Genomic DNA, 24,105 nt, shown 5'->3' on the forward strand with positions numbered 1-24,105 from the left:
TCCTCCGCTTCGCCGGCGCTGCGGGCGAGCAAATCGACTGTGCTACAATTCCGCGTCTTCCCAACCGTTTTCTCTCCGTTGCCCAGGTCCTCTGAAGAATCCACCATGAAGAATGATGAACAAAAACCGACGACTACCGATGCGGGGATTCCGGTCGCCAGCGACGAGCATTCGTTGAGCGTTGGTCCAGACGGCCCCATCCTGCTCCACGATCACTACCTCATCGAGCAGATGGCGAACTTCAATCGGGAGCGGATCCCCGAGCGGCAACCCCACGCCAAGGGCTCCGGCGCCTTCGGGCGTTTTGAGGTCACCCATGATGTCAGCGCCTATACAAAAGCGGCTGTTTTCCAACCCGGTACGAAATCGGATACGTTGATCCGTTTTTCCACTGTCGCCGGTGAGCGTGGTAGCCCCGACACGTGGCGTGACCCTCGTGGCTTTGCGTTGAAGTTCTATACGAGCGAGGGCAACTACGACATGGTCGGCAACAACACGCCCGTCTTTTTCCTTCGCGATCCGATGAAGTTTCAACACTTTATCCGGTCGCAAAAGCGTCGTGCCGACAATGGCTTGCGCGATCATGATATGCAGTGGGATTTCTGGACGCTCTCACCCGAGTCGGCCCACCAGGTCACTTGGTTGATGGGCGATCGCGGAATTCCGAAGACCTATCGGCACATGAACGGATATTCCAGCCACACGTATATGTGGGTCAATGCGGCCGGCAAGCGGTTCTGGGTGAAGTATCATTTCAAAACAAACCAGGGAATTGATTGTTTGACGCAAGCGGATGCCGATCGCTTAGCGGGCAGCGACGGCGATTGCCACCGGCGCGATCTTTTCGACGCCATTGCGCGAGGAGACCACCCGAGCTGGACGTTGAACGTGCAGATCATGCCGTTTGAAGATGCTGCAACGTATCGGTTCAATCCGTTCGATCTGACGAAGGTCTGGCCTCATGCGGACCACCCACTTCAAGAGGTGGGTCGCCTCACCCTCGATCGCAATCCCACCGATTTCCACACCGAAATCGAACAGGCTGCTTTCGAGCCGAGCAACCTCGTCCCCGGAATCGGGGTCAGCCCTGACAAGATGCTGCTCGGACGGATGTTTGCCTACGCCGATTCGCACCGACACCGGATCGGCGTGAATTACAAACAGATCCCGGTCAACAAACCACAATGCCCGGTGTTCAGCTACAGCAAAGACGGACCGATGCGGGTCGAGAATGTCAGCGATCCCGTCTACGCTCCGAACTCCAAAGGCGGCCCAGCTGCCGATCCCCAGCGTCATCCCGAGTCCGCCACTTGGGAAGCCGGCGGTGAGTTCATCCGTGCCGCCTACACGCTGCGTGAAGATGACGACGACTTCGGCCAAGCCGGAACGTTGGTCCGGGAGGTCATGGATGACGCAGCGCGGGACCGCTTGGTTTCGAACGTGACCGGGCACCTTCAGGCAGGCGTCTCGCGACCCATCTTGGAACGGGCGTTTGAATATTGGCGTAACATCGATCAAGCCACCGGTGACCGCATTGCCGCGGCATTCTAAAGCGACCCTGGTCTCACCAGCCGAGTCTCCCGAGAGACTCGGCTGCTCAGCACTCACTGATATTGACGGCCAATCCGCCTCGAGATGTTTCTTTGTAGCGGGATGACATGTCGGCTCCGGTGCGTTTCATCACACAGATGACCCGGTCGAGTGACACGAAATGATCGCCATCGCTGCGCAGTGCCAATCGACTGGCGTTGATTGCTTTGACCGCTCCCATGGCATTCCGTTCGATACAGGGAACCTGCACGAGACCTTTGATGGGGTCGCAGGTCAGCCCCAGATTGTGCTCCATGCCGATCTCAGCGGCCTGTTCCACTTGACGCGGATTCCCACCGAGGGCTTCGGTCAAGGCGCCGGCCGCCATCGAGCATGCAACACCGACTTCGCCCTGACAACCAACCTCAGCACCGGAGATGGATGCGTTTCTCTTGTATAGCGAACCGATCACCGCCGCGGTCAAAAGGAACCGCGGAATGGTTTCCGGTGTGGAGGTCGGGCAGAATCGGTCGAGATAGTGCAGCACGGCCGGGATGATACCCGCTGCGCCATTGGTCGGTGCGGTCACGACCCGGCCCCCTGCTGCGTTCTCCTCATTCACGGCGAGCGCATAGAGGTCGACCCAGTCCAAAACTAGCATGGGGTCGCCCTCGACCGCTGCGCTCTGCTGCTCGAGATTTTGAAGGAGCGACGGTGCGCGGCGTTTCACATTCAGGCCACCCGGCAATACTCCCTCCGTCCGGCACCCACGGTGAACACACGCCTGCATCGTCTGCCAAATGCGATCGAGTCCAGCGTGAATTTCTTCGTCGCTTCGGAAGGCGAGTTCGTTCTGGCGAGCGAGCTCGCTGATGGCAATCTGGTGCCGGTCGGTTAGCTCGAGTAAATCCCGGCCCGACGAAAATGGATAAGGGACGGTGGGCTGGGACGGCGCGCCCGCGTCTTCCGGGGCTTCATCGGATGCCCGAACAACAAAGCCGCCACCAACGGAATAATAGGTCGTTTCGCATCGGGCGGTGCTGTCGTCGGGATCCTCGAAAGCTTGAAAACGTAGGGCGTTGGGATGCGCATCGAGCGTGATGCGGCGATTGAAAATGAGATCGGTCTCTTCGTTGAACGAGATTTCCCGACTTCCTGCCAAGCGAATTCGGTGAGTGCTCCGAATCCTTTGCAGCTTCTCGTCCGTCAACTCGGGATCAATCTGGTCAGGCACTTCACCCTCGAGCCCCATCAGCACGGCGATATCGGTAGCATGCCCGCGCCCTGTGAGGGCCAACGACCCGTATAGCTCGACACGCACTCGCTGTGTTGTCTCGATCAGGTGCTGATGGGCCAGTTCGTTGAGGAACATTTCGGCGGCCCGCATCGGCCCAACCGAGTGGGAACTCGAGGGGCCAATCCCGATTTTGAACAAATCGAAAACACTGAAGTAGGGCGGTTCTGCGTCCATTGTCTACCTGCCATTGAATCGCTATGTGATGCCATGGGGAAACGGGTCGCCAGCTTGCAAAACGAACTGACATTCTCCGTACACATAAGCGGTACCCGTGATCGTCGGGATGATGGTACCGGAGATGCTCGTTTGATACTTCCCGACAAAGCGGCTGCCAATGATGCTTTCTTGGACCCACAGCTCACCGGGTTGCAGTTTGCCATCGGCGGCCAAGCAGGCTAGCTTGGCGCTCGTGCCCGTCCCGCACGGTGAGCGGTCGTAGGCACCACCGGGACAGTACACGAAGTTTCGGCTATTGGCGTCGGGTGACTCAGGCGGACCAAAGAATTCCACGTGATCGATCTCCGCACCGCCGACACCGCCGATCCCCTGGTTGCGCAACGCATCACGAACATCCTGTGCCGCCTGGCAGAGTTCGTTCAAATGCGGTCGAGAAAGCGGCAGTGGTGATTCTGCCAAAAAAAACCAATTCCCCCCCCATGCGACATCGCCGTGGATGACCCCGAGACCATCGACTTCGACGGCAACGCGATGAAGCAAACGATAGCTGGGGACATTGTCTATCGAAACCTCGTTAGCCCCTGACAAGTGGAATGTAATCACGCCGACAGGCGTTTCCAATTGATGCAAACCAGGTTCAATGCGACCGGCATAGGCCATGGCTACCGCGACTCCAATCGTGCCGTGACCACACATGCCGAGGTAATCCCGATTGTTGAAGAAGATCACCGCGGCAACGCAGGACGGATCGGTAGGTGGGCACAACAGGGCACCGACCATGGCCTCACTGCCGCGCGGTTCGGAAATCATCATGCGCCGGAAGTGATCCGCATCACGCTGCATTTGCCGCACTCGCTCGATCAACGGCCCGTCCCCTAGATCGGGGCCACCATTGAACACCACGCGTGTCGGTTCACCGCCGGTATGCGTGTCGATGACTCTCACATTGTGATACGGCAGCGTCATAGGTAGCAGTCCTACTGACTCGATGATTGCTCAGCTATACAGAAGCGGATTCGCTGGGCGTGCTCTGAGCACCTGGCCATTTCGCCCACCAATCTTGGAACAGCCGCCACTGGTCTTCGATGAACGCTCGCTGGCTGTCGCTCATCGCATCGGAGGAGTTGAAGTGGTATTGGTATTCGGCATCTCCTTCGAGCACCATCAGATGTTTGTAGTACAACACCAGGTCGGGACCTTCATCGAATTTGGACAGCACCGCCATGGCCGCCTCGAGTTCGAGTGCCAATCGCCGCGCCTCGACGTCACCGCTCGCTGCCAATTGGCATAGCTCGACCAAACGCAATACCTGGCGTGGCAACGCGTTCCCGACACCGGTGATCGCGCCGACCGCGCCGCAACGGACAAATCCGTGAAAGACCTGAGTGTCGACGCCCACCATCAATGCCAAGTCGGGGTCGCCGCTGGTGATGTGCTCGGCTGCATAGCTAAGCGACTCGGCGCCACCGAACTCTTTGAAACCAACGAGGTTGGCGTGTTCGCGGCGAAGATCAAAGAACAGATCGGATTTTGTTTGATAACCGTAGTAGGGACTGTTATAAATCACCGCCGGGATGTCGCTGGCGGCGCGCAGGATATCGCCAAAATGACTGCGTTGGGCAGCAACGGATATGCCGCGAGACAACACGCGAGGAATCACCATCAAGCCAGCGGCTCCGACACGGTTGGCGTGTGCCGCATGCTCAATTGCGAGCTTAGGGTTTTGGGCCCCCGTGCCGACAACAACAGGAACGCCGGCCTCGACTAGACTGGCAACACCCTCCTGACGCTGGGCGTCACTGAGCAATGGCCAATCCCCCATCGACCCGCAGTAGACGACCCCGTTCATGCCAACTTCCATCAGCTCGCGGCCCTTGCGAACGAGCGCGTCGAAATCAGGGGTTCCGTTGGCGTCGCAGGGCGTCATCAGTGCAGGGATACAACCGGTGAAAATCGGGTTGGCAGTACTCATCGCTACATTCAATTGCGTTGGAAGAGGGATCGGAGAGGCCAAAATACTCGTACAATTCGTTTGGCTGGTGGGATCGTAGACTTAAAAATGAATACAGTCTAGCGATGCGATTTTCACCGATTCGACCGAGTTCGGCGAGCTGACTGCAACGTGAAGACGACAAGAATCGCATTTCGTGAACAGATAATCTATGCTGTGTCGTTACCTCTGCTGGGAGGCGTTCCGCACCACGAGCTCTGAAAGGGCCAGCGGAGGAGGCACCCCATCATTCACTTTCCACGAGATACCATTGATGCCACATTTTTTCACGACGATCTTCCGTATGCTTCCGACCTCTGCACCGCAGCCGTCCTGGGGTCTGTTTTTACTCCTTGCCGTTACTCTCGCCGCCACGACTTCCGTTTCGGCAAGCGCCGACGACGGGGCCGGCGGCGGCGTGCTGGTGGAAGCCGAATCGCTGGATTCTGCGGGTGGCTGGAAGCTCGATACCCAGTTCATCCGTGAGATGGGTTCGCCGTATCTTTTGGCTCACGGACTGGGGACACCGGTTGCCGATGCATCCGGAACAGTTGAGGTTCCCCGGGCGGGCGAGTACCGCGTTTACGTGCGCACGAAGGACTGGGTCGCTCGCTGGGGTGCTCCGGGCTCGCCGGGGCGTTTCCAGCTGCTCGTCAATGGCGAACCGCTCGAAACAACATTCGGCAGCGAAGGGGCACAGTGGCATTGGCAGGACGGAGGCACGGTACAGATCCCTGACACGTCGGTGGATCTCGCTCTGCACGACCTCACCGGATTCGATGGTCGGTGTGATGCGATTTACCTCACGCAGTCGAGCGAGGGGCCACCTCAGGACGACTCGATCCTGCCCGCCTGGCGACGGGAGCGACTCGACATCGCCGAAGAGGTAACCGTGAAAGACGATTACGATCTCGTCGTCATCGGCGGTGGCTACTCCGGCCTCGGCACCTCGATTTCAGCAGCGCGTTCGGGTTGCCGGGTCGCACTGATCCAAGATCGTGGCGTGCTCGGCGGGAACGGATCGAGTGAAGTTCGCGTTTGGGCGAAAGGTGAGATACGACGTGGTAAGTATCCTCGCATCGGTGAGATCGTGGAAGAACTCGCTGACAGTGCTAAGAAATCACCGGGCACCTACGAGGAATTCGAAGATGCCAAGAAAGAGACCATTGTTCGTGCCGAACCCAACATCGATTTGTTTCTCAACCATCATGCCTACCAGGTGGAAATGGATGGTGATCGAATCCAAAGCGTCACAGCTTTCGATACCAAAACCAGCCATCGGCTGAAGTTTGTCGCCCCCTTGTTCGCCGACTGCACGGGGCACGCCACCATCGGGTACCTAGCTGGCGCTGACTTCGACATGTCACCCGATGGGCGGATGGGAATGAGCAATATGTGGGCTTGGGATGAACTCGACGAAAAGGTTTCGTTCCCCGAAACCCCCTGGGCACTGGATTTGGAAATGCAGGATTTCCCCTATCCGCGGGACCACCATGCCCAGTGGTTCTGGGAGTCTGGCTTCGACAAAGATGCCGTCGGTGACGCCGAAGGGATCCGCGATTGGAATCTGCGAGCTGCCTACGGTGCGTTCAATGCGATGAAGAATCGTGGCGGAGCGGCCGAGCACCAAAACGCAACAATGACGTGGTTGGCGTACATCGGTGGTCCCCGTGAATCGCGACGACTAATGGGCGATGTCCTTCTGACCCATGACGACATCATGCAGAAGAAAGAGTTTGTCGACGGCACCGTGCCGAGCACGTGGTCGGTCGATCTTCACTATCCCAAAAAGCAATATGCCGAGAAATTCCCAGACAACCCTTTCATTTCCATCGCAGTTCATGGCTCCGGTGTCGATCGAACCTTTGGGTACCCCATTCCCTACCGTTGCTTCTACTCACGCAACGTTCCCAATCTGTTCATGGCCGGTCGGTGCATCAGCGTTACCCATGAAGCACTCGGCACGACGCGGGTCATGAAGACATGTGGGATGATGGGAGAAGTGATCGGCAAAGCCGCTTCTCTGTGCCGTCTCCATCAATGTCTGCCGCGCGATGTCTATTACAACTATTGGTCCGAATTGGACTCGATGCTGAAACTGCCCGGTAAAGCTTATCGCGAAACAGTCGATGCGGAATTTGTCATTCCCGCCGATGCCATGGAATTGGCTCCACCTCCGGTTCCTAAAAGGGCTCGCGATGCTGCCAAGGGCATCGATCCCAAGAAGCTCAGTGGAACGGTTGTCGATGATCATGCCGCCAAGCGTTCAGGGAACTGGACGGCCGGCACCGGGTTGGAAAAATTCATTGGCGACCGCTACCTCTACAGCAGTGGTGAAAATGCCAAGATTCGCTTCGATTTCACTGCTGCTGAGGCAGGCAAATACGAAGTCCAACTCGCCTATCAATCGCACGAGAACCGTGGTGAGCAGGTCTCTGTGGTGCTACAGGTAGGAGACGAGACGGTGAAGAAGTCGATTGACATGACGGTCGCGCCGCAGATCGACGGACTATTCCTATCGCTAGGAACCGTTGACCTGGCCAAGGACCAGCAGGGCTCGGTTACGCTTTCGGCCAAGAACGCCGGTGGCCATGTGCATGCTGATGCGATCCGAGTGAGCCCCGTCGACAAGTGATGCGATTCCTTCGGTCGATGCTTCCTCAGTCAGCGCGGCGCGTCTTTGTACACGCGCTGCGCGTGAGCCTGTTTGCGGCGATCATCCTGTTGATCCACCAGCGATTTGCAGGCAGCTCCCTCCCGTCGACCACGCCCTCACCGATTCGACTCGATGATGTCGTGAGACTGCTGCCCGACGCTGCGTCGTTGGGTGCTGCCAACGGGGATGGCTCTCGGAGCGTTGATGATCCTCAGCAGAATTCGATTGGGTACGTGCTGCAAACGTCTCCTCAGAGCGATCACATTGTCGGATTCTCAGGGCCGACAAATGTACTCGTCGCGTTCAATCCCGACGACGTGATCTCCGGTATCGAAATCCTCAGCAGTGGTGACACGCGAGAGCATTTAGATGAAGTCCGCCAGAGTGAAGCGTTCTTGTCCTCGTTCGATGGCATGCATCGCGATGAGGTGGCCAACTCGCCGCACGTGGACGCCGTCTCGGGCGCCACCCTGACCAGTCTGGCGATCAGTGAATCCATCATCCATCGGCTCGGTGGTGCCAAGTCATCCCTGCGATTCTCCCAACCTTTGACGCTCGCGGAGATGCAAACGTTTTTTCCCACCGCCGATCGCACCGAGCTCGATGCCGATCAATCGCGGTGGGACGTTTTCTCCGGTTCACGCCTGATAGGGCGTGTCATCCGCAGCTCACCGGCGACGGATAACATCGTCGGCTACCAAGGTCCATCGGACACGTTGATCGGCCTCGATCTCGACGGTCATGTGGTGGGATTCACCGTCGGTCAATCGTACGACAATGAACCCTACGTTGGGTATCTACGCGAAGACGATTACTTCCGAAAAACGTTCAACGGTCTTTCACTCGACGAGCTTGCCACTGCCGACCTCGCTGCCATGCAGGTCGAGGGTGTCTCCGGTGCCACGATGACGAGCCACGCGGTTGCCGAAGGAATGGTGGTTGCCGCGCAAGAGCGGGTGAGAGCGGCACAACAGAAGACGCCGGACGCAAAATCATTTTCGCTGACCGCCAACGACGTCGGTACGCTGCTGGTGATCGCAGCGGCAGTCGTCATCGGGTTCACCTCCCTGCGAGCGAACAAACGCGTGCGTATCGCTTTTCAACTCGTTCTGGTTTGCTACCTCGGACTCACAACAGGAAACCTGCTCTCTCAAGCCATGGTGGTGGGTTGGGCCAAGCACGGGGTGCCCTGGCGAAACGCCGCCGGGCTGGCGATGTTGGCCATCGCGGCATTGGCGTGCCCCATCTTCACCAAGCGAAACCTCTACTGCTCCCATCTTTGCCCCCACGGTGCCGTGCAACAACTGGTGAAAGGACGGATCGGCTACCAGCTCAAGTGGAGTCGGTCAGTTTCCAAAGTCCTGCATATCATTCCAGCATTGTTGTTGGCCTGGTGCCTGGTCGTTGGGATCGCTGGCCTCTCGTTCAGCTTGGTCGACATCGAACCCTTCGACGCGTACCTGTTTCCCATCGCTGGCTGGGCGACGGTGGCCATCGCGGTGCTGGGGATCGTGGCCTCGCTGTTCGTTCCGATGGCCTACTGCCGCTTCGGCTGCCCCACCGGACGACTGCTAGAGTACTTACGTTTCAACGCGAAAAGCGATCGCTGGACCGTCCGAGACTGGATCGCCACAGGGTACCTGATCTTGGCAATCGGGCTGTGGTTTGCCTAATACAGTTTCAGAAACCGCCGTGCGCGACGAAGGTCTATTTGAGCGATTCGATCACTTTTTCGATGGTCGCCGGATCTTGCTTGGCTTTGACAGCGGAATCCTTATGCACAACGTTTCCATCGCGATCGATGACGAACGTCCAACGCTTGGCGGTTGCGGTTCGTAGCAGCGACGTTTGCTCACCATCGATCAATTTGACCACCGTTTTGTCGCCCAGCGTCACTGGCACTCCGAACTTCTTAGCGACTTTCCCATCCGTGTCAGCCAACAAGGTGAAATTTAAGTCGTGAGCCTGCTTGAAAATACGATGGTTCTCCGCCGAGTCACCGCTGACACCGACAACTTCCACGCCGGCCTGTGTAAATTCCTCCATCTTGTCGCGATACCCACAAGCCTGTGCCGTGCAGCCACCCGTCATGTCTGCGGGATAGAAGTACAACACAATGACCTTCTCACCGACGTGTTCGGATGACTTCCAAATCTTGCCGGTGTCATCCTTGGCTTCGAAACTGGGTGCTTTCTCACCGACATCCACTGCGAACGCGGAAACCGAAGCGAGAGCCAAAATTGCAAAAGTGAGGAAACGGTGGAATCGCATGACATGCCTGCTGTTGAAACAAAGGGAGAAATTGGAGGGCGTTGGTCGCAAATTATATTCGACTGGCAACAGGGCCGGCTCCATTACTGGCCAAAAAAATGGCTCATCCGGCTGAAGCGTACTTCGGTGGCAGTGGCGACGACATCGCTGATAATCTGACGATGCCGGAAGAAACAAAAGGAGCTCGCCGGCGACGCTGGCCTCCCGAGGAAGGCTCGCGGTCGGGCCGCGAGCCTCACGGTGATGCCAGATGAGCTATCATCTCTTGGGAACTCCCCACGCCCCCTTCCCCTTGGACGATTGGACGATGCAATTGAAATCTTTGATTCGAAGTCTCTCGCTCTGTGTTTTCCTTGTTGCCTCCCCTATCGCTGCGGTAGGACAAACCGCCGAGGGCAGGGATGACAAACAAAGAGCCTCCGACGACATCGCGTACGATGTGGTTGTCTACGGCGGCACCTCAGCGGGCATTGCCGCAGCGGTCCAGGTCAAACGCATGGGTGGCACGGTGATCGTCATCGAGCCGAGTCGCCGGATCGGCGGCTTGACGACGGGGGGGCTCGGACAGACGGATATTGGCAACAAGGCTGCCATCGGTGGCATCGCTCGTGAATTCTACCAACGCGTGCACCAGTACTATCAACAGCCCGAGCACTGGCGCTGGCAACGACAGGACCAGTACCGTGATGGCGGGCAAACTCAAACCGCCGATTCCGAACGGGCGATGTGGACCTTCGAACCGTCGGCCGCCCTCTCAATCATGCAAGATTTGGTAGCCGAACATGAAATCCCCGTCGTCTACGAACAGCGACTCCAACGGTCCTCAGGGCCGGCCCCCAACGCAGAGGGCCCAGGCGTCGAGATGCAGGGCCAGAAAATCGTTGCGATCACCATGCAGAACGGGGACACCTACCGCGGCCGTGTGTTCTTAGACGCTACCTACGAAGGAGACCTGTTGGCCGAAGCGGGCGTCACCTACACGGTCGGACGTGAGGCTGTCGCGGTCTACGACGAATCATTGAGCGGAGTGCAAACTCGTCAAGCAAGGCATCATCAATTTGTCCCGGGCGTGGCCCCCTACGTTGTCCCAGGTGACGCGTCGAGCGGTTTGCTGCCTGGGATCGATCCCGAGGGCCCCGGCGAGGAAGGTAGCGGTGATCGACGTGTGCAGGCGTACTGCTACCGAATGTGCTTGACCGACCATCCTGAAAACCGGATTCCCTTTGCCAAGCCCGAAGGGTACAACGCCCTCGTTTATGAGCTTCTGCTACGGAACTTCGAAGCTGGCGAACGAGGCATGCCCTGGATCAATTCACGCATGCCCAACCGGAAAACGGATACGAATAATCGAACCGCTTTTTCGACCGATTTTATCGGCGAAAACTACGAATATCCCGAATCTAGTTATGAGCAGCGGGAAAAAATGGCACACCGCCACCGCGTCTATCAACAAGGCTTGATGTGGACACTCGCCAACCATCCGCGCGTGCCTGACAAGATCCGCAACGAATTCGCACGATGGGGAACCTGTCGCGACGAGTTCGAGCGGGAGGATGGATGGCAGCAGCAACTCTACGTTCGCGAAGCGCGGCGGATGATCGGAGACAGCGTGATGACGCAGCACCATTGCCAGGGACGCCAGGTCGCCGAGGACGCCATCGGATTGGCTGCCTACACGATGGATTCCCACAATGTCCAACGCCACGTCAACGCGGATGGGCACGTTCGAAACGAAGGCGATGTCCAGGTCGGTGGTTTTTCACCTTATCCCATCGCCTATAGCGCGTTGACTCCGAAGGCCGACGAATGCGAAAACCTGCTCGTCCCGGTTTGCTTGAGTGCCTCACACATGGCGTTTGGATCGATCCGGATGGAGCCCGTGTTCATGGTCCTCGGCCAATCCTCAGCAACCGCTGCGATGCAGGCCATCGAAAACGATGTGCCGGTACAAACCATTCGCTACGAAGCCTTGCGAGACCGACTCGCTGCCGACGGGCAGGTTCTCGAGTGGACAGGGCCCGTACGCAAATCGGCCGAGTCGGTGGACCCGCAAAAACTCGACGGGATCGTCGCCGATGACGAGGACGCATCCCGCACAGGGTTCGAATCGGCAAGCGTTTCGATCGGCCCCTTCATCGCCGCGGGGTATCGCCACGACAGCGATTCCGGCAAGGGCCAACATCGTATTCGGTTCTCTCTCAGCGTTGAAAACCCCGGCACCTACGACGTTCGCGTCGCCTACTCCGCCAACGCCAATCGAGCGACCAACGTTCCCGTCACGATCCATCGTGGAAATGAGACGAATGAGCTGCGATTGAACCAACGAAAGAAACCGAAACACGGTGCTTTTGCATCGCTCGGCCAGTTCGCGTTTCCCAAAGGCGAGGCAGTCGTCGAAATCAGCAACACGGACACCAATGGCTATGTCGTCGTCGACGCCGTCCAGCTCTTGCCTGCAACCGCAGTGGACGAAACGACGAGTCCCACACATCCGTAGTGGACGAAACGACGAGCTGGTCATTACCCACAAAACCCGATCCCGTGTCAGCTTGTCTGACAGGAATCTCCGTTTTGCGATTAGATCAAGATGGAGCATTCACCCCGCTCCCATGCGGGCTTGCCCCGCATGACAGCGAAGTTTGTCGACTTGGTTTCCTGTCAGACAAGCTGACAGGGGAACTTGTGTCGATACCGCGGTTTTCTAATTTGAAAACGTCGCTTCGGCGTGTGACAAGCACACAGGGGAGCAAACTTGCGGGTAATCAACAGGAGGCGACGAGTCCCACACATCCGTAGTGGACGAGATGCTGGGCTGTTGATTCCCCACGAGGATGCCTACGCCGAAGGCGTTATGGAAAATAGCCGGTGGCTTGAGCGCAAGCGAACACCACCGGATACGCCGCCAAACGCAAGAACCAACCCCGAATGGGGTTGAAGATCATTCAGGACACGGTACCACCGTAGGTGGCCCTGCGTTGACCAACGACTGCTCTCGGGTATCACGTGGGGATACTCGCGGGTGACTGGCAGCTCGTTGCCGCGTCCGCTGCGGCAAAGCCGTTTCTGCTGCTCGTCTCAGTCCTTCAACGCTTGCCGCAAGACAGGTTCAAACACGTTGGCCTGTCGCATGAATCCAAGATCGCTGGCGTGCGAACCATCCGTCGCACCTTCCCCGTCATCGCCATAGAGATGATCGCCGGGGATGTAGTGAAGGTTCTGCACGCCGGCATCGACGAGATGGCGGTAAGCCGCTTTCAATGCAGCGTGGTTTTGCGTGTGGTGTTCACGGCGTTTGGGCAAAATCCAATCGTTGGTGTTGCGTCGATCTTCGACGAGCACGATCGGTGTGGAGGGATGGGCGGCACGCAACTGCTCGATCAGCGGGACGCACTTGGCGGCGACGTCGGCTGGCCCCATGTTCGGCAGGCAGTCGATGACGAAGACAGTAGGATCAATTTGCACCAAGTAGTCGCCCACCTCTTTATCCATTCGCCCGTTGCCTGAAAAACCGAGATTGACAACTGGCATGTCCAGACGCCGCCCGAGGATAGCGGTATGGACCATTCCCGGACGACTGGCACAGGCTCCATGGGTGATGCTCGTTCCGTAGAACACGATGGGATTCGGTCGCGGGCCGAGACCTTGGAATTCGCTCCCTTCGGCGACACCAATGCTCATGAATTCCACGCCGTTATAGAGCGGCAGGTATGCGGCATATTCACGCGTGCCCGGCGCCAGGCCACTGACGATCTCGGTCTTGATCTCTTGCGAGTGCGGTCGGGTGACTTGCACCCATCTCCAATCACCCCGAGAATCGCGAGCATAGAGGTCGACGCCGCTCACCCCCGTCGCAGGCATGTGCGCCATGGCAAGGTTCTTGTCTTTGAGCTTGTAGTGCACATGGATGGCGGTCGCATCGGTTCGGAACCTCACCATCATCCCCGCGCTGTCGCGACTGAGACTCCAGACCGCCTTGGTGACCGATGACTGCGCCGAGGCAGGCAAGCGATCGAACCATTGCTGCCTTTCCTGGTCCGGAAGAATTCGCCCCTCCACGCCCCACTGAGTCACATCGTACCAATCCAATCCGTCAACCGTCTTTTGACTCACCCGCATCTCGGGGTCGAGATCAGCGATGGCGGTGTCTTGGGCGGACGAATAAGTTGCGAGAGCTACGATCCAGCTAAACAGGGCGATTCGGTTAATAGTAGTCATGACTTCCTTCGAGGTGGGTGCGGTCGCTTCTGGACCGGTCTCGATTTCGGCCAGACTCCGCTCAGGGTGCTACGAGAGACTCGAGAAATGCTAGCACACTCTGCCGGTCCTCGTAGGACAGGTTGAGATAGCGGTCTCGAGTTCCCGCCGCTTCCCCGTCGTGCATCGCGATCGCTTCGAGCAAAGTCTCGGCGCGACCATCGTGCCAGTACGGTGCCGAATCACGGACACCCCACAGCGGTGCTGTGCGCCACTCTTGATTGAAGTTGGTCGGTTGCAACTTCATTTTTTCGCGAAGTTCCGTCCGGACGACGGCGCTTGTACTACGTTGATTCGTAAACGATCTAGCAATCGCCACGGTATTGTTCTTGATGTCTGGGTTAACCTTGGAATCGATTAACCGGGACGTAACCAGTGTCGTCGGCCCCGAGGGAGCTTGGAACGTGAACGCAGGCCGACTGGACTCATAGCCGCGAGGACTTTCAAAGGTAATCGGCATCATCGTCACATTGCCGTAGTATGCGGTGCTAGCAGTAAACCCGGCGGGTGCCTCTGGGAGAATTTCCGCGTCTTTGGTGACCAACTCGCGGCGAACAATATAGGGCTCGGCATGGCTCAAATCGATGGACTCGCGTCCCATATCATGCAGCAACAAATCGCTATACAAACCACTGGCCGGCGGCATATCGGCAACATGGCAAACATTGCATCCGACTTCATTAAACAAGGCCTCACCACGGCGAATATCGACGGCTGAGTCACTTGGGATGGATTGCCGGGGGGCCGGCAGCGCGGCGGTGAAATGGGTCAGCATTTCGATCTGCTCGTCGCTGATGTCTGAGCTCGTGTTTTGGTACCCACGCACCGTCGAGTCGCTCGTCTGAACCTTCCGGCGGGTCTGCAGTCCCATCTCGTTGGCGCAGGCTTGGTCGTTGAATTCGATCAAAGAAGCGATATTGGCACGCCAACCGAACTTGCCGTACCGACCGTCCTGCAAGGTCGAGGGGCGACCGCTGATTTCCGGGTGCTTCTTCTGCAATCGGACCTGTCGATCGAGTTGCTTGTCGGAGACCTGGTCGATCAAACCGCTGCCAAACAACGCGGTTGTGTTGCGGCTGTACATCCGGGCCTTGATTCGGATTCGATAGCCGTTGATGGTGTCGTCGAAAACAATAGGGTTCCCGTTGGCGATCCGCACCTCGGCTGCCTCGGTAGGGCCGCCTTCGTCAGCGTAGTTGGCACCGGCCTGCTGGAGCACCTTTTCATGGAATCCGCGGAGCATCGAACTCCCGCCATGATGCGGCAGCCCGGCAACGTTGGCCACGTTCCCGTCGGGCTGGACAAAACCTGGGTGGAATTGCGAGACCAGGTTGGCGAGCACCGCCAGGGTGACTCGGCGGCCGTAGACTTCAATGGAATCGATCCCGATAGAGGTGGCGTTGAACGCCGCTTCACCGCCTCCGCCGATGCCGCCTTGTTGATGGCAGGTCGCGCAGGAGGTCGCGTTGAAGAGTGGCCCCAACCCGTCACCACCAAGGGCCGAGTTGTGCGGTTGCCACTCCTGCGTGAAGAGCTGGGCGCCACCGGCAATTTCCGGAGGCGACACCGCCCACGCGGTCGTGGGGACGAGTGCTAGCAGAACGATCGTCAACAACTTGAATTTCATTTTTGCACCTGTCGAATCATGGAGATCGCGCGGCCGGGAGGGCTGCCGTCACGAATCGGGTAGGGGGGATCGCTGGGGGATCGGAAGAAGAGAAAGCGCGCGCGGCTGGGACGGCGTAGGTCAATCGGCTTGCCATCGGTTTGCGATAACCAGGCTGCGATTTCCCCCGGGCTAACCTCGCGGCTGGGGGTGACCTTCACGACGGCATCGAGGTCCTGCCATCCCAATCCGCGGCGGCGTGCCACGTCGGTGACTTGCGCGCGCTGCGGAGAGATACGGTCCTCGAGCAGGGGCGGTCGCAGCTGCAGCGTGAAGGGACGCTTCTCGTCACGCTGAGACACCCATTCCGCCAGCGACAAGGGATCGTCCGCTGCCTCGCTCGGTTGCTCGCCCGGTCTTTCAACGGGCATCACACACTGCCCCCAGGTGACTTCGGCGAGATCGGTGTAGAGCGAGCGGAGGTCGGAGCCCACGACAAAGGGCGCGAGCGTTGTCACCCATGGCAGTCGTGTGGCGGGATGCTGCTCGAGGATGGCCAGCCGATTGAGGTCACTGGCCTCGGTCAAGCCAAATCGGGTCTGAGCGTCCTGCAGGTAGACCTGATGGAGCTGACCGGCGATGGAACCGAGTCGCAGTTTCACCGCAGAAGTGTAACGCGTCGTCTCCTCAAACAGATCATCAATGGGATCGCCGTCGGGTTCTCCCAGAGCATCGAACTGTCGATCGAGTTCGCGTTGCCAGATTCGATTCAGACGCCCGCGAATGCGATCGACGATCCGCCCGACGGTTTCCTTGACGCTGCTCTCATTGGCGTCGCTGCTATCTTGGCGCAGCAACACCCGCGTGTCCTCGGCGTCTTCGATCAACTGCCTGAGGTCCTGACCGTGTGGCACCCCCACCGACAACGCCAGAATTCGATATTTGCCATCGGTAACGATCGCGATGGCACGCTCGACATCGCTCGGCCGCTCGCCGCCTGTGACGATTGGCGGCAGGCCGACGGCCCAATGCTGGAAATCGATGGGTGCCGACGGCAGAGAGTAACCGGCGGGTACCCGCGATACCGACCGCTCAAACGAACGCTGGCACCAACAGGACACGGGCTGGGAACGTCGCTTCCTAGCATTTTGCTGTGCTGCGACATCATTGGTCATCAGCACGACGACTAACGCGTCATCGGCCGTCGCCGCAGGCACTTCACCCATGGGCGTCGACCACGACACCGGATCCGCCGCATAGACCCTTGGCCCCGAATCCAACACAGTTGCCAAAACCGCGCCGCACACCATCGTCAAGACGACTCGCGAGCTTCGAAATTGCAAGAAATCACCAAAGGGGCGATAAGAATAGCGAGGGGACACCACCTGGTCCCCGGATTCCTGTATAGCCGATCTGACTGGCCGATTCAAGAAAAATGTTGAAAATAGCTAATTCGCTCCGAATCCATCGTAGCCAGACGGCTCCGACCGTCTGAGCTAACACACCACGACCAACTCGCGACGGGCGGAGCCGTCGGTCGACAGTGTCAACGCGAAACATCGTAGCCAGACGGCTCCGACCGTCTGAGCTAACACACCACGACCAACTCGCGACGGGCGGAGCCGTCGGTTGACAATATCAAAGCGAAACATCGTAGCCATACGGCTCCGTCCGTCTGAGCTAACACACCACACCCAACTCGCGACGGGCGGAGCCGCCGATCGACAATATCAAAGCGAAACATCGTAGCCAGACGGCTCCGTCCGTCTGAGCTAACAAACCACACCCAGCTCGCGACGGGCGGAGCCGTCGGTCGACAATATCAACGCAAAACATCGTAGCAAGACGGCTCCGTCCGTCTGAGCTAACACACCACGCCCAGCTCGCGACGGGCGGAGCCGTCGGTCGACAATGTCAACGCAAAACATCGTAGCCAGACCGCTCCGACCGTCTGAGCTAACACACCACGACCAACTCACGACGGGCGGAGCCGTCGGTCGACAATGTCAACCATGTTGACAATGTTGGGGTCGCGACCGTATTCTCCCCAGGCTCGATTGCGAGCGGTTCGTCTATGGTCCTCGCAGCGTCTCGATGGGGTAGTGAATGCGTCTGGTTGAAAAGACGGGTTTGTGCCTGATAGAGATACCCTACGCGACGGCGACCGCTTGATCTTCTTACCCACTTTTGCATGTTTCGCGGACGACCGTTTGACTCTCGCGTCGTCCCCTTCAAGCTAGTAAAGCGACCGAACATCTGATGAACGTTGATCTGGACGCAATCGCCCAACGCGGGCGTTGCGAGGTGTCGAGTTTACGTTTGGCCCTGCCGTTGATTGAGCAAGGTTACACGCCCCCGTTTTTGGCCCGATATCGGCGGGACGAATTGGGGGGCCTCGACGAGTCGAGCTTGTGGGCGCTCTCGCACGCCGTGCGGTCGCAACAGAAACTCGATGAATATCGCGACCAATTGCACGCGGCTTGGCAATCCACCCAATTGGCCGATCCAGCCTTGGGGCGGGCGATCTCGGGCGCGAAATCACGCCGCCTGCTCGATCGACTCAGTCGCCGGGTCAAATCCGAGGCCGGGGAATCCGGCAGCCTCGCCCAACGGCTGGCCGTTCGCTTGCTCAGCCCCGAGAAGGGCGACGGCGATGACCTCGAGGGGATCGCCGCAGCGGTGATCGAATCGGCAGCGAAAACGCCTACTCCAGAGCCCCCGGGCGACGCCGCGAGCGAAGCCTCGCAGACGCCGGACGATACAGCGACGGACGATACAGCGACGGACGATACAGCACCGGCGGCCCCGGCTACCGATGCTGTCTTGGCGAAGCTCGATGACGCCTTGGCCAAACGGCTCAGCGGTGATCCGCGTATCATGGGCGCCGCCGTGCGGTGGCTTTCTAAGCACGCGAAGATCCACGTCGTCGAGGTCACCGACCCACACGGTGGCGACGAGAACGACGCGAAGTCAGGCTCGGGCAAAGGCGCCAAGAAGAAAAAGAAGAAGGGCAAACCCCAACCGAGCGAGAACGCGGCCCCGGCCGCCGCGGATAGCGATGCAAGCGAAAAAACAGCTGCAGCCGAAGCGGCCACGCCACCGGCCGCTGATCCAGCCGAAGTGAAAACAGGCTCGCCGGAGTCGACCGAGCCTGCCGAAACAGCGAAACCGTCTGACACTGCCCCCCCAGCGACGAGCGATGCACCCACCGAAGCAGCAGCCCCGGCAACAGAATCGCCTGCTGCCGACCCCGTAGCAACGGAACCGACAGCGACCGAGACTCCTGCGACCGAGACTCCAACTGCTGAGGCTCCGACAGCCCAACCGCCCGCCGCAGACGCCGCTGCGACGGCACCGGCACCGGAAACGCAGCCAACGGGGGCCCCCGATTCTGGGGCAGCCGCCGAGGGCGCCGACGCGACCACACCCGTTGCCGACACCGGCGTCGCCGCCGCTCCCGCGACAACCGAGTTTGGGGCAACCGGAACGTCGGCAGCTGTCGCCGAAGCGAAACCCGCCAAGGTGCCGACTGAGCAAAAAGCGGCTGCCAAACCGCCCAAGAAGAAAAAGATTTCGCCGCGTCAGCGCCGCCGCCGATGGCTTGTCAGTACGCTCAAACCGCTTGCCGGCAAACGCATGCCTGCGTCGAAACTGAGCGCCTTCCAAATCGTGATGCTCGGACGGGCGTTGCGGAGCCAAGTGGCCCAGTGTGCCTTTGACTACGATGCCGCTCAATTGGTGGCCGAGATGCAAAAGGCCGCCGGCAACTTGAATCGCCATTTCGGTGAACACCTCGCTGGCATCGTTGCCACCAACGAAGCCGCCCTGCGTGACGCCGCCGAAGGGGCATGGTGGGACGAGATTCAAGAACAAGCCTCAGCGAGACTCGTCTCGATCGCCGCAGATAACCTACACGCCCAAATCAATCGCGGTGGCGTCTCGGCGAAGGTGGTGATGTCGATCGATGCCGTCGGCCCCAGAACCGCCGCGACTTCGATCGTGTCAGCCGATGGTCGTGTGCTACACAACGAGGACATTCCCTGCCAACTGTCCGCTGCGATGCGAACGCTCGCGGTGACCAAGATCGGCGAGCTGATCCATCAGCATCATGTTGACCTGATCGTGATCAGCAACGGGCCCGCCCGCCGCGCCTGCATGATCGCGATCGGCGAGCTGATCAAACAGTCCGCCGAGCAGTCCATTCGCTGGACGCTCGCTGATCGCAGTGGCGCCGATGCCTATGCGGGCAGCGCTGCGGGGGATCAAGAGATGAAATCGACGCCGCGACGGTTCCGCGCCGCCGCCTGGATCGCATTCTCCACGCTCCAACCATCCCAAGCGATGGTCAAAGTCGACCCACTCAAACTGCGTCTGGGATCGTTCCAGCGGGAACTCTCCGACCAAGCCATCTTGGATGCGCTCGAGGATGTGCTCGTCAGCGGTGCTGCTCGCGGTGGCGTCGACGTCAATTCCACCACCCCCTCTTGGCTGGAGCGATTGCCGGGCATGACGCGGCAAACCGCCGACGCCATCGATACCCAGCGGCGAGAAAAACTCGTCAGCTCGCGTGACGACCTGCTGGCTCGAGCGGATTGGCCCTCGCCGATTCACACCCGCCAAGCACTCCCGTTCCTGCGGGTCTTCTGCAGCGACGAGACTCTCGATGGCACCCTGATTCATCCCGATGACTACCCCTTGGCCAAACGATTGGCCAAGGCCCTCGAGATCGAACTGCCACCGGCTTCACCCGCTGGCTACGAACTCCCCGATTTCAGCGAACCACAACCAAGCGCCCCGCAACCGAGCGAGGCTCCCGCCAACGCGCCGCAAACCGCCGAGAACGCTGAAGGCGAAGCATCTTCCGGCGATGCGGCCGATCCCGCCGCAGACACGGCGGCCTTCGGCCCCACCGATTCCGCCGATACGGATTCCGCCGATACCGGAGCCGCCGACACGCCCGACGCCGAGAGTGAGACCGCGCCGGACGATAGCGATCCGCCCGCGGCCAATCAGGCCAGTGCGGAAGAGTCCGCAAACGCCGGTGATCCACTGTCGCCTGAGGCCGAGTCCGGCGAGGCGAGCGAGCAATCTACTGACACCGAGGCGTCCGAATCCGCTGAAGCTGCGGCAGAACCGGCAACGGCCTCAGCCGATGCTTCGAGCACGGAATCTCAAACGCAGGACGGCGAAGCGGCACCATCGGCAGCTGAACCATTCCGCCAAGCTAAGCCGGAGCGTGCCAAGGTCGAGAAGCTGATCAAAGAATGGCAAGTCGGCGTCCATCGATCGCTGCAGATCGTCAGCTGGCTATGCGAACCGTTTGGAGAGGGCACCGTCAGCGGACCCGCCCCAGCCGTGATGAATCGTATGCCCGCTCTGAGCGAACTCAAGCAAGGCGACCAAGTGATCGGCGTCGTTGTCGGCGTGATGCCTTTTGGTGTTTTCGTGGAATTGACGCCCGAGTGCAGCGGGCTGATCCACGTCAGCCGCGTGTCCGATGGATTCGTCGAAGACTTGCACGAGGCCGTCCAAGTCGGTGACGTGGTGTCGGCCTGGGTCACTGGCATCGACAGCAAGCGACGCCGCGTAGGCCTCAGCGCGATTTCGCCTGAACGAGAAGCCGAGCTCCAGTCCCATCGCCATGATTCACGCGGCGGCGGACGCGGTCGCGGCCGCGGCGGACCAGGTGGTTCACGCGGCGGGGCCGGCGCAGCGACTGGGAAAGACTCTGGTGGCCCGCAAGGCCGTGGCGGCAATCCGTCCGGCGGACGCGGTGGCCGCTCTTCCGGCCCCGGCGATCGCTCGCAATCCGGTGGCGCTCCCCGTCGCGATAACCGTGGCGGCGGACGCGATGGCAACCGAGGTCGCTCCGGCGGCGGACGACGCGATCAACGTGGCGGCGGACGCGGCTCGCGACGCCCCGAAGTTTACGAAGTCGTGGGCAAAGAAACCGATTCGGCGCCGCTCACCGACGCGATGCAAAAAGGCAAGGAGCCGCTGCGATCCTTCGGCGATCTGATGCAGTTTGTCACCAAGGACAAAGCACCTGCGGAGAAAACGCCTCCCGCAGAGCAACCTGCCAAGCAATCCGGCGAAGCCAAAGTGACACCGCCTGCAGACGCAACAGCCGCTGATAACGCTGGAACGGATAATCCCACCGCCGGATCGAGCGAGGAAACCTCCTCATGAGCGATGATTTCACTTCTCGGCTCGAGTCCGCGATCCAACGAGGCCGCCGCCGCGGCGAATACCAAGCCTCCGAAGAACGCCGCAAGGAACTCAGTGACGAAGAACTGAAGCGACTGCACACCTCCTACCGCCTGTCGCTCTCGGAGCAGATCGAAACGGCGGTCCAGCGTGTCGCTGAACACTTCCCCGGCTTTCGTACTGAGGCGATCTTCGGCGAAGAAGGCTGGGGAGAAGCTTGTTACCGCGACGATCTACGCATCGAGTCAGGTCGCCGAAGCAATCTCTACAGTCGCCTCGAACTCGTGATCCGGCCCTACAGCAACCTCCGCGTGCTCGACCTCAAGGCCAAAGGCACCGTAATGAACCGCGAGATCTTCAACCGCGCCCATTACGCAAAGATCCCCGAAGTCGATCCGGAAGAGTTCTCGCAACTGATCGATACCTGGGCCATCGAATACGCCGAACTCTACGCCGCTAAAAGCCGGACGTAGTCGGTTTTCGCTCACTGCGTAAGTGGCTTCGTCGCCGCAGCGATTGTGCTGCGCCCTCTTGTACCGCAGCGCGGGCAGCTCGTGTGCGTCGGGCAACCAAGCCGACGAAGCGTCACGTTTAACACTCGAGAGTGGGCGACGAGACCCTCCAGCCCTAGCGGTAACGCAAAGCGAGAACCGCACGCTGCCCCCTGTCGGCTATGGCAGTGAGTGATCCCCCGTTGCTATCTGAGGTCAGGCCAGTCTCGGGTAGACGAAGCTCGCCCCCTCGCCTCGAAAGACTGGCGTGTGGGCCGTACAGCGTTTGCGTGGCCTCGACCGGACTGCTACGCTGTCTCGTCACACGCTATCGCGTAGCATCGAGAGATAGCTTCCCCTTAGTGGGATTTGTTTGCCTGTAAGTCAGTTGGAGTTAGCGATGAATCGAGTTCGAATGTTGCCAGGATTCACTCTGGTAGAATTGTTGGTGGTGATCGCGATCATCGGGGTGTTGGTCGGATTGTTATTGCCCGCTGTACAGGCAGCTCGCGAGGCAGCGCGCCGAATGAGTTGTAGCAACAATGTCAAGCAGATTGGACTGGGAATACATAACTATCACGCTTCGTTCAATCAGTTGCCGATCCACGGATCTGGAACGCATCCCTCGTCGCCCCTGAACATCTGGTCGAGCAGCAATGAATCCAGCAATATGCGGCTGAGCTTCCTGGTCGGGCTCCTTCCAATGATTGAGCAGCAGGCGCTATGGCAGGAAATTAGCAATCCGTATAACAGGGGTCCTAATTACAACCCGATGGGGCCAACACCTCAGCAAATTCAGTATGATCCATGGGTTTCGGATATTGCCACGTTTCGTTGCCCGAGTGATCCGGGAGTCGGTCTGCCGGCCCTGGGTCGTACGAATTACGTTGCCTGTGTCGGTGACTCAACCTATCGAGCCCGTGATGGTCGGCTTCGGGTGAGAAGTAGTGCGACGGAATTGCCATATCCGATAAGCAGCAGCGAGGCCATGCATGCCCAAGCTGCCTCGCGAGGAGTCTTTGTGTCGCATGCATCGATGAGGTTTCGCGACATCCTCGACGGAACGTCGAATACCATCGCCGCTGGCGAGATCGCTACCGATCTTGGCGACCGAGACACTCGTACCATGGGCACGGGAGGTAGTGATAGCACCGACAATAGTGAAGCCGTGCTCCGAGACAATCCATCGTGGTGCAGAGACCAGTCACCCCCTCTTATCGATCCCGAGCGACCACAGTTCTGGAATGGTGGCGTGAACGTGCTCAATTCGGTAGAAGGCAGAGGATTCCGCTGGGCTGACTACATCCCCACCTTTGGGATGTTCTTTACCATTTTGCCGCCCAATAGTGAATTCTGTTCGATGGGTAGCTCAACACGGAATAATCTCGTTGGTGCTTCGAGTCGGCATCAAGGTGGAGCACATGTCTTGATGGCTGATGGGGCCGTCAAGTTCATTACCGACTCAATCGAAGCAGGAAACAGCCGCAATCCGATGGTGTACCTCAATGGCAACGACGCCAATAACAATCAGCCTGGCGCCAAGAGTCCTTATGGACTTTGGGGCGCCCTGGGCACGCGTGGAGCCCGTGAAACCATTAGCGACAGTTTTTGATGCGGCGCCAACTG

At 59.3% G+C, this 24,105-nt stretch carries 15 protein-coding genes; 8 read left to right on the top strand and 7 right to left on the bottom strand.

Features of this window, described 5'->3' with window-relative positions:
* Nucleotides 1-105 precede the first annotated feature (105 nt).
* On the top strand, nt 106-1,551 hold the full coding sequence (locus tag CA85_RS12035; RefSeq protein WP_146391581.1) for a catalase: 1,446 nt from the start codon (nt 106-108) through the stop codon (nt 1,549-1,551).
* A gap of 46 nt (nt 1,552-1,597) precedes the next feature.
* Here the strand turns inward: CA85_RS12035 and CA85_RS12040 are convergent, their stop codons facing one another.
* Genes CA85_RS12040 through CA85_RS12050 form a run of 3 tightly spaced genes read right to left on the bottom strand, consistent with a single transcriptional unit; the run spans nt 1,598 to nt 4,976 of the window.
* Nucleotides 1,598-3,001, bottom strand: a complete 1,404-nt coding sequence (locus tag CA85_RS12040; RefSeq protein WP_146391582.1) for an L-serine ammonia-lyase — start codon at nt 2,999-3,001, stop codon at nt 1,598-1,600.
* 21 nt (nt 3,002-3,022) lie between these two features.
* On the bottom strand, nt 3,023-3,970 hold the full coding sequence (locus CA85_RS12045; RefSeq protein WP_146391583.1) for a proline racemase family protein: 948 nt from the start codon (nt 3,968-3,970) through the stop codon (nt 3,023-3,025).
* A 34-nt stretch (nt 3,971-4,004) separates the two neighbouring features.
* The gene (locus CA85_RS12050; protein WP_146391584.1) at nt 4,005-4,976 is read right to left on the bottom strand and encodes a dihydrodipicolinate synthase family protein; all 972 of its coding nucleotides are present in this window, start codon (nt 4,974-4,976) and stop codon (nt 4,005-4,007) included.
* Between the two features lie 322 nt (nt 4,977-5,298).
* On the opposite strand from CA85_RS12050, the gene CA85_RS12055 reads away from it, so the two are divergent.
* The gene (locus CA85_RS12055) at nt 5,299-7,629 is read left to right on the top strand and encodes an FAD-dependent oxidoreductase (RefSeq protein WP_186774895.1); all 2,331 of its coding nucleotides are present in this window, start codon (nt 5,299-5,301) and stop codon (nt 7,627-7,629) included.
* Nucleotides 7,629-9,323 carry an FMN-binding protein gene (locus CA85_RS12060; RefSeq protein WP_146391586.1) on the top strand — a complete coding sequence of 565 codons (1,695 nt, stop codon included), beginning with the start codon at nt 7,629-7,631 and terminating at the stop codon, nt 9,321-9,323. The genes CA85_RS12055 and CA85_RS12060 overlap by 1 nt, the downstream gene beginning before the upstream one ends.
* Nucleotides 9,324-9,357: 34 nt before the next feature.
* Here the strand turns inward: CA85_RS12060 and CA85_RS12065 are convergent, their stop codons facing one another.
* A complete protein-coding gene (locus CA85_RS12065) occupies nt 9,358-9,921 on the bottom strand; it encodes a peroxiredoxin (protein WP_146391587.1) in 564 nt (187 codons plus the stop codon).
* Nucleotides 9,922-10,019: 98 nt separating this feature from the next.
* Between CA85_RS12065 and CA85_RS24900 the strand changes: the two genes are divergently transcribed.
* Together CA85_RS24900 and CA85_RS12070 are read left to right on the top strand one after the other, a co-directional pair.
* Nucleotides 10,020-10,175 carry a hypothetical protein gene (locus CA85_RS24900; RefSeq protein ID WP_186774897.1) on the top strand — a complete coding sequence of 52 codons (156 nt, stop codon included), beginning with the start codon at nt 10,020-10,022 and terminating at the stop codon, nt 10,173-10,175.
* A 53-nt stretch (nt 10,176-10,228) separates the two neighbouring features.
* Nucleotides 10,229-12,418, top strand: coding sequence for an FAD-dependent oxidoreductase (locus tag CA85_RS12070; protein ID WP_146391588.1), 2,190 nt, complete (start codon nt 10,229-10,231; stop codon nt 12,416-12,418).
* A 578-nt stretch (nt 12,419-12,996) separates the two neighbouring features.
* Here the strand turns inward: CA85_RS12070 and CA85_RS12075 are convergent.
* The 3 genes from CA85_RS12075 to CA85_RS12085 all read right to left on the bottom strand — a co-directional run bounded on the left by CA85_RS12075 (nt 12,997) and on the right by CA85_RS12085 (nt 17,163).
* Entirely contained in the window at nt 12,997-14,136 is a 1,140-nt protein-coding gene (locus tag CA85_RS12075; protein ID WP_146391589.1) for an SGNH/GDSL hydrolase family protein, read from the bottom strand.
* Between the two features lie 61 nt (nt 14,137-14,197).
* A complete protein-coding gene (locus CA85_RS12080; RefSeq protein WP_146391590.1) occupies nt 14,198-15,802 on the bottom strand; it encodes a di-heme oxidoredictase family protein in 1,605 nt (534 codons plus the stop codon).
* Nucleotides 15,799-17,163 carry a hypothetical protein gene (locus CA85_RS12085; RefSeq protein ID WP_186774898.1) on the bottom strand — a complete coding sequence of 455 codons (1,365 nt, stop codon included), beginning with the start codon at nt 17,161-17,163 and terminating at the stop codon, nt 15,799-15,801. Before CA85_RS12085 ends, CA85_RS12080 begins: the two co-directional genes overlap by 4 nt.
* Before the next feature lie 877 nt (nt 17,164-18,040).
* On the opposite strand from CA85_RS12085, the gene CA85_RS12090 reads away from it, so the two are divergent.
* From CA85_RS12090 to CA85_RS12100, 3 genes are all read left to right on the top strand, one after another.
* Nucleotides 18,041-21,970, top strand: coding sequence for a S1 RNA-binding domain-containing protein (locus tag CA85_RS12090; RefSeq protein ID WP_146391592.1), 3,930 nt, complete (start codon nt 18,041-18,043; stop codon nt 21,968-21,970).
* A complete protein-coding gene (locus CA85_RS12095) occupies nt 21,967-22,461 on the top strand; it encodes a hypothetical protein (RefSeq protein ID WP_146391593.1) in 495 nt (164 codons plus the stop codon). The genes CA85_RS12090 and CA85_RS12095 overlap by 4 nt, the downstream gene beginning before the upstream one ends.
* 418 nt (nt 22,462-22,879) lie before the next feature.
* Nucleotides 22,880-24,091: a DUF1559 domain-containing protein gene (locus CA85_RS12100; protein WP_146391594.1), complete on the top strand. Its 1,212-nt coding sequence runs from the start codon at nt 22,880-22,882 to the stop codon at nt 24,089-24,091.
* The last annotated feature ends 14 nt before the right edge of the window (nt 24,092-24,105 follow it).

Source organism: Allorhodopirellula solitaria, from assembly GCF_007859855.1.
In the GTDB taxonomy this organism is placed as follows: domain Bacteria; phylum Planctomycetota; class Planctomycetia; order Pirellulales; family Pirellulaceae; genus Rhodopirellula; species Rhodopirellula solitaria.